The sequence below is a fragment of the Ruegeria sp. genome (assembly GCF_028066395.1).
In the GTDB taxonomy this organism is placed as follows: Bacteria; Pseudomonadota; Alphaproteobacteria; order Rhodobacterales; family Rhodobacteraceae; genus Ruegeria.
In genome coordinates, this window is the sequence record NZ_JALCBM010000119.1 from 1 (window position 1) to 5442 (window position 5442).

The window sequence follows — 5442 nt, forward strand, 5'->3', positions numbered from 1 at the left end:
GAGATGGACGCGCTGCGCAAGGCGGGGCGGCAAAAAACCTATCGGGATACGGTGCTGTATACCTCGCTATCGCCCTGCATGATGTGCGCGGGAACCATCGTGCAATTCGGCATCCCGCGCGTGGTGATTGGTGATACGCAGAATTTCGGCGGCAACGAAGAGTTCCTGCGCCAGCGCGGGGTCGAGGTCATCCTGGCCGAAGACCCCGATTGCATCGCGCTGATGCAGCGATTCATCACGGAAAAGCCCGAGCTTTGGGCCGAAGATATCGCCGAGTGACGGGGCTTAGGCCCCTTGCAGCGCGTCGATGATCCCGGCGAAATCCTGCGCCTTCAGGCTGGCCCCGCCCACCAGCGCGCCATCCACATTCGACACCGCAAAGATATCCGCCGCATTGCCCGGCTTGACCGAGCCACCATAAAGCAAGCGGACCGAGCGGCCCACGCCTTCGCCAAAACGACGCTCCAGCCGCGCGCGGATGAAATCATGGACCTCTCCGATCTGCTCCAGCGTTGGGACTTTGCCGGTGCCGATGGCCCAGATCGGCTCATAGGCGACGACGAGGTTCTGGCCGGTCGACTGGTCGGGGATCGAACCCGAGAGCTGCCCGCCGATGATATCCAGCGTATTCGCCGCCTCACGCTGTGCCAGGCTTTCGCCGACGCAGATGATGGCGGTCAGCCCCGCATCCATCGCCGTACGGGCCTTGGCGCGCACATCCTCGTTGCCTTCGTCATGATCCTCGCGCCGTTCCGAATGGCCCAGAATCACCGCTGATGCACCGGCATCCACCAGCATATCCGCGCTCAGATCGCCGGTATGGGCGCCGGATGACGCGGCGTGGCAATCTTGGCCGCCGATCCCAACACTGGACCCCTGCGCGGCCCCGGCGGCGCGGTGCAGCAAGGTGGCGGGCGGACAGATCAGGATATCGACGGAGGGGTCGGGGTACATATCGGCAAGGCCCGTGATCTCGGCCAGTGCGGCCCCGGTGCCGTTCATCTTCCAGTTCCCTGCCGCCAGTTTGCGCCGCATCCCGTGCCCCTTTTCTGATGTCATCGGTTTTGACCCCGATAACATCCGCGGTAACAGGTGACAATTCCAGTTGCGGCACCGGCCAAAGCGCGGCTTACTGCCGGTGCAAAGGATGAGGCCAGCATGATTGACAATCTAGACCTTGAGAAACTGGACCAGCGCGACCGGTTCGAACTTGATCGTCTGAAAACCGCGGTGGGTGAGATCGGGTTTCTGACTGTGTCGAACACCGGGCTGGATGCGCAGCGCATCCATCAGGTGATCACCGCCTATCGGGACTTTTTTCATCTGCCCGAAACGGTCAAGCAAACGGTGAACATGGCCACGACCGGCTCGAACCGGGGGTGGGGTGCGCCGCAATCGGAACAGGTCGATCCGCAGGCCAACCCCGATTTCAAAGAGGTTTTCGATTGCGGTTATGAACTGCCCGCAGGTGATCCCTATGCCGGTCGGGACCTCAGTGTTTACGCCCCCAACCTCTGGCCCGAGGGGGAAGAGGCGTTCCGCGAGGCGATCCAGTCCTATTACACCGATGCCTGTGGCGTGGCGATGCGGGTGCTGCGGGCGATTGCGGCGGCTCTGGGCCGGGACGCAAACAGCTTTGATGCGGATTTCGGCACCCCCATGGCCCTGTTGCGGGGAAATTTCTATCCGCAGCGACCGGATTGGGCGGGTGCGCAGGATTTCGGCATTGCCGCGCATACGGATTATGGCTGCCTGACCCTGCTGGCCACCGATGGCGCGCCGGGGTTGGAGGTGCGCATGCCCGATGGGCAATGGCAGGCCGTTGCCGCGCAACCCGGCACGTTCATCATCAATTTTGGCGAAATGCTGGAGTTCTGGTCCGCCGGTCAGATCAAAGCCACGCAGCACCGGGTCATGGGCGGCGCGCAGGAAAGGATCTCGATCCCGATGTTCTTCAACCCGTCCTTTGACACCAATGTGGCACCGCCGGGATCAACACAAATGATCCGCGCAGGCGAGCATCTGACCCGCCGGTTCAACGAAACCTATGTGCATTTGCAGGGGGCGGATTAGCGCTGCGCGGTCAGCGTCTCATCGAATTTGATGGATTCGCCACAGCCGCAGGCATCGACCACGTTGGGGTTGCGGAACTTGAAACCGGATTCCAGCAGCGAGACCTCATAGTCGATCTCGGTCCCGAACAGGAACATCTGCGCCATCGGGGCAATCATCACCCGAGCACCGTCCTGTTCGACGACCTCGTCATTGGCGTCAGCCTGATCGACATAGTCCATCGTGTATTCCATGCCCGCGCAGCCGCCCTTTTTCACGCCGATGCGCAGCCCGGCATGGCCGCCCGAATCCATCAGGCGCCGAATCTGCTCGGCCGCTTTTGGCGTCATGGTTACGGCCTGTTTGCCGGGAATGCCAAACATGAGGTGCTCCGTTCTCGCGTGTTGGGTCTAATCTAGGGCCAGGTGGCCGCAGGCTCAAGAGAGTGTGGATGACAATTCCCGCAGGACAGTTCCGACTTGTCACATGGTTGGTCAAGCGCATAGCGTGGTGGGTGGGGCCGATTGGCCAGTGGGGAATTTTCAGGAAAGGCAATTATTTATGGATAAAACTTCATTTTCCAGACCTGCGTGGGGTCTTGTGGTGGGGCTGTGTCTGGGCGTTCTGGCCCATCCTGCAATGGCCGAAACCCAGCGCCATCCGGTCAATTGTGCAACCGCGCAGGGCGATTTGCGGGCGATTGCCGCCGAAAAGAAACATGCCGAGAACCAGCAGGCCGAAAGCGTTCTGTCCATCACCCCCGCCGGTGCGCTGTTGGGTCTGGTGACCGGAACCGAGAACAAGCATCTGAAAATGTTGTCCGGGGATTATATCAAGCAGCTTGACGCCCGCACGGCCGAGATCAAATCGACCTGTAATATCAAGTAAATGCCTGACAAAAAAGGACCGCCCTTGGGCAAGAGCGGTCCAGAGATGGGCCAGCTTCCGGGGGACGGCAGACTGAGGGTCGGCCCAGAGGGCCGGGTTGGGCATTGCCCGCTCCGGTCTGCTGTAAATCTCGGCTGCGGGCATGAAGAATTGTTATCGAATTTGTGACAATCCGATTAAAGTTTCATGACAATTGCTTGAATTGCGAAGATAAAACCCGGCTTACATAAAGCCGAGTTCCAGTCGGGCTTCGTCCGACATCATCTCCATCCCCCAGGGCGGTTCCCATGTCAGTTCGACATCAACCTCTTTGACACCGGCAACGGGTTCGATGGCCTCGACGATCCAGCCGGGCATGTCACCGGCCACGGGGCAGCCGGGGGCGGTCAGGGTCATGATGACTTTGACCGCGTTTTCTGTAGTGATATCAATCGTATAGATCAGGCCCAGATCATAGATGTTGACCGGGATTTCCGGGTCATAGACCGACCGGCAGGCTTCGACCACGGATTCATACAAGGGATGTTCGATGGTTGACGGCGCAATCAGCGGGGTGCCTTCGAACTGTTCGCTGGGGTGGGTCATTGATGCCTCGGGTCTGTTACCTGAGAAATTATATAGGGAAACTGCGGGGCAGCGTCCAGAGGTGCAGTGGCGCCCGCTTGGGGCGCCACACCATGTCAGTCATTGATGTCGTGGTTGAAGGTTTTCACCTGACCATGGGGCAGGGCGAACATCCGGCGCAGCACCAGCCAGGCCACCAGCGACAGCACTGCAAAGATCAGCAGCAGCACCGGCAGGCCGGGGGTCAGCCCGGGGATCAGCAGAATGATCCCGGTGATTGCGGCCCCAACGGCGAAGCCCAGAAAGATGAAGCCGGGCAACAGGATTTCGAGGATGCCCAGAACCAGAGCCCCGGCCAGCCAGAGCCACCAGGTCAGCCAGAAGGGATCGGCCATTACTTGCCTCCTTTCAGCATGTTAAAGGCGTTTCCGAAGGCTTCCAGCGCATTGGCAGGCACCACGATGGTTTGCGAGCCGGTGCCGTTGCCCAGCGCGTTCAGCGCCTCGACCTGTTTCAGGGCCACCTGATACTGCGCAGCCTCAATACCATTGTCCTGAATGGCCGCAGCAACCACGCCGGTGGCGTAAGCCTCGGCCTCGGCCTGAATGCGGCGGGCTTTGGCGGTTTGCTCGGCAGCGTAAAGCTCGGCATCGGCCTGCAATTCGACGGCGCGTTTCTGGCCCTCGGCCTCGGTCACCTGCGCGCGGCGGGCGCGTTCGGCGTTCAGCTGCTGCAACATCGCGTCGCGGGTGGCCTGATCCAGATTCACGTCCAGAATCTCGGCCCGGGTCACTTCGATGCCCCAGTCATCCACAGCGGTTTCGACGCTTTCCTGAATGCGGGTGATCAGCTGGGCGCGGTTCGACTGGACCTCATCCAGATCCATTTTACCGATCTCGGCCCGCACAATCCCGGCCACGGTGGTGGCAATCGCGCCATCCACGTCGCGGATGCGGTAAACGGTCTTTTCCGGTTCGAGAATGCGGTAGAACACCGAGGTGTCGATCTGCACAAGCACGTTGTCCTTGGTGATCGCGTCCTGCGTCGCATTCGGCAACTGGCGCTCCAGAATGGATATCTTGTGACGTGCAACATCCAAAAACGGCACGATAAAGTTGATCCCCGGGCCAAGCACCGAGTGCAGTCGGCCGAACCGTTCAACCACATATTTTTCCGATTGCGGAACGATCTTGATCCCCTTCAGGATCACGAGAATGACAAAGGCCGCAGCCAGCAAATAAATGATGTTCGATGTCAGCAGCCCGATAATCTGGTCTTCGGTCATATCTGTCCTCTATTATTGTGTACTATGGTATACATATGGGGATTGAGTCACCCGATTTCAACTCTGGTATGGAGTGTGGGGGCGAGGATGCAAATCTCTGAAAGTGATGATGAGGGGTGGAAATTCTGTCCTGTGACCGCTTTGCATCCTGTGATGATTGCGCTATCGGGGCGGGATGAAACTGATCATTGACACAGACCCCGGCATCGATGACGCGCTGGCAATTGCCTATGCCGCAGCCGCGCCCGAGATTGACCTGATCGGGCTGACCACCGTTTTCGGCAACACCCATGTGAGCCAATCCAGCCGCAATGCGCGGTTTTTGCTGGATAAACTGGGCCTGCCTGCCCCGGTGGCCGAAGGCGCGGCGCTGGCGCGGGGGGCGGATGACCATCGCCCATCGGAACATGTGCACGGGCCCGAGGGGTTTGGCGATCTGACCGAAATCCCTCAGATCGGGGAAAATCACCCCCTTTCAGCGCCCGAGTTTCTGGTCGAAATGGCCCGCGAACATCGCGGCGAATTGGTCGTCTGCGCCGTTGGGCCGCTGACCAATATTGCTGATGCCATGCGTCTGGACCCGGAGTTTGCCGGAAACCTCAACAAGCTGGTGATCATGGGCGGCGCCGTCTTCTGCCCCGGCAATATCACCG

9 protein-coding genes are annotated in these 5442 nt (G+C 60.0%); 4 read left to right on the forward strand and 5 right to left on the reverse strand.

Annotated elements, in window-relative coordinates; genetic code table 11:
- Window positions 1–279: nucleoside deaminase (locus tag MPJ51_RS21325; protein ID WP_298391005.1), on the forward strand; the 279-nt coding region annotated here is incomplete at its 5' end.
- 6 nt (window positions 280–285) lie between these two features.
- On the opposite strand, the gene tpiA is transcribed toward MPJ51_RS21325, so the two are convergent.
- Window positions 286–1035, reverse strand: coding sequence for a triose-phosphate isomerase (gene tpiA, locus MPJ51_RS21330; protein ID WP_298391021.1), 750 nt, complete (start codon window positions 1033–1035; stop codon window positions 286–288).
- A gap of 123 nt (window positions 1036–1158) precedes the next feature.
- On the opposite strand from tpiA, the gene MPJ51_RS21335 reads away from it, so the two are divergent.
- Window positions 1159–2073, forward strand: coding sequence for a 2-oxoglutarate and iron-dependent oxygenase domain-containing protein (locus tag MPJ51_RS21335; RefSeq protein WP_298391007.1), 915 nt, complete (start codon window positions 1159–1161; stop codon window positions 2071–2073).
- Here MPJ51_RS21335 and MPJ51_RS21340 read toward each other — a convergent pair.
- A complete protein-coding gene (locus tag MPJ51_RS21340) occupies window positions 2070–2435 on the reverse strand; it encodes an iron-sulfur cluster assembly accessory protein (protein WP_298391009.1) in 366 nt (121 codons plus the stop codon). The two genes, MPJ51_RS21335 and MPJ51_RS21340, sit on opposite strands and share 4 nt — an antisense overlap.
- Before the next feature lie 178 nt (window positions 2436–2613).
- Here MPJ51_RS21340 and MPJ51_RS21345 point away from each other — a divergent pair, with 178 nt between their 5' ends.
- Entirely contained in the window at window positions 2614–2940 is a 327-nt protein-coding gene (locus tag MPJ51_RS21345) for a hypothetical protein (protein ID WP_298391011.1), read from the forward strand.
- A gap of 222 nt (window positions 2941–3162) precedes the next feature.
- Here MPJ51_RS21345 and MPJ51_RS21350 read toward each other — a convergent pair whose 3' ends face one another.
- The 3 genes from MPJ51_RS21350 to MPJ51_RS21360 all read right to left on the reverse strand — a co-directional run bounded on the left by MPJ51_RS21350 (window position 3163) and on the right by MPJ51_RS21360 (window position 4789).
- A complete protein-coding gene (locus tag MPJ51_RS21350; RefSeq protein WP_298391013.1) occupies window positions 3163–3525 on the reverse strand; it encodes an SUF system Fe-S cluster assembly protein in 363 nt (120 codons plus the stop codon).
- A 95-nt stretch (window positions 3526–3620) separates the two neighbouring features.
- A complete protein-coding gene (locus MPJ51_RS21355; protein WP_298391015.1) occupies window positions 3621–3899 on the reverse strand; it encodes a hypothetical protein in 279 nt (92 codons plus the stop codon).
- On the reverse strand, window positions 3899–4789 hold the full coding sequence (locus tag MPJ51_RS21360; protein ID WP_298391017.1) for an SPFH domain-containing protein: 891 nt from the start codon (window positions 4787–4789) through the stop codon (window positions 3899–3901). Before MPJ51_RS21360 ends, MPJ51_RS21355 begins: the two co-directional genes overlap by 1 nt.
- A 175-nt stretch (window positions 4790–4964) precedes the next feature.
- Here MPJ51_RS21360 and MPJ51_RS21365 point away from each other — a divergent pair.
- Window positions 4965–5442, forward strand: a 478-nt coding sequence (locus MPJ51_RS21365; protein WP_298391019.1) for a nucleoside hydrolase, incomplete at its 3' end; no start/stop codon positions are given.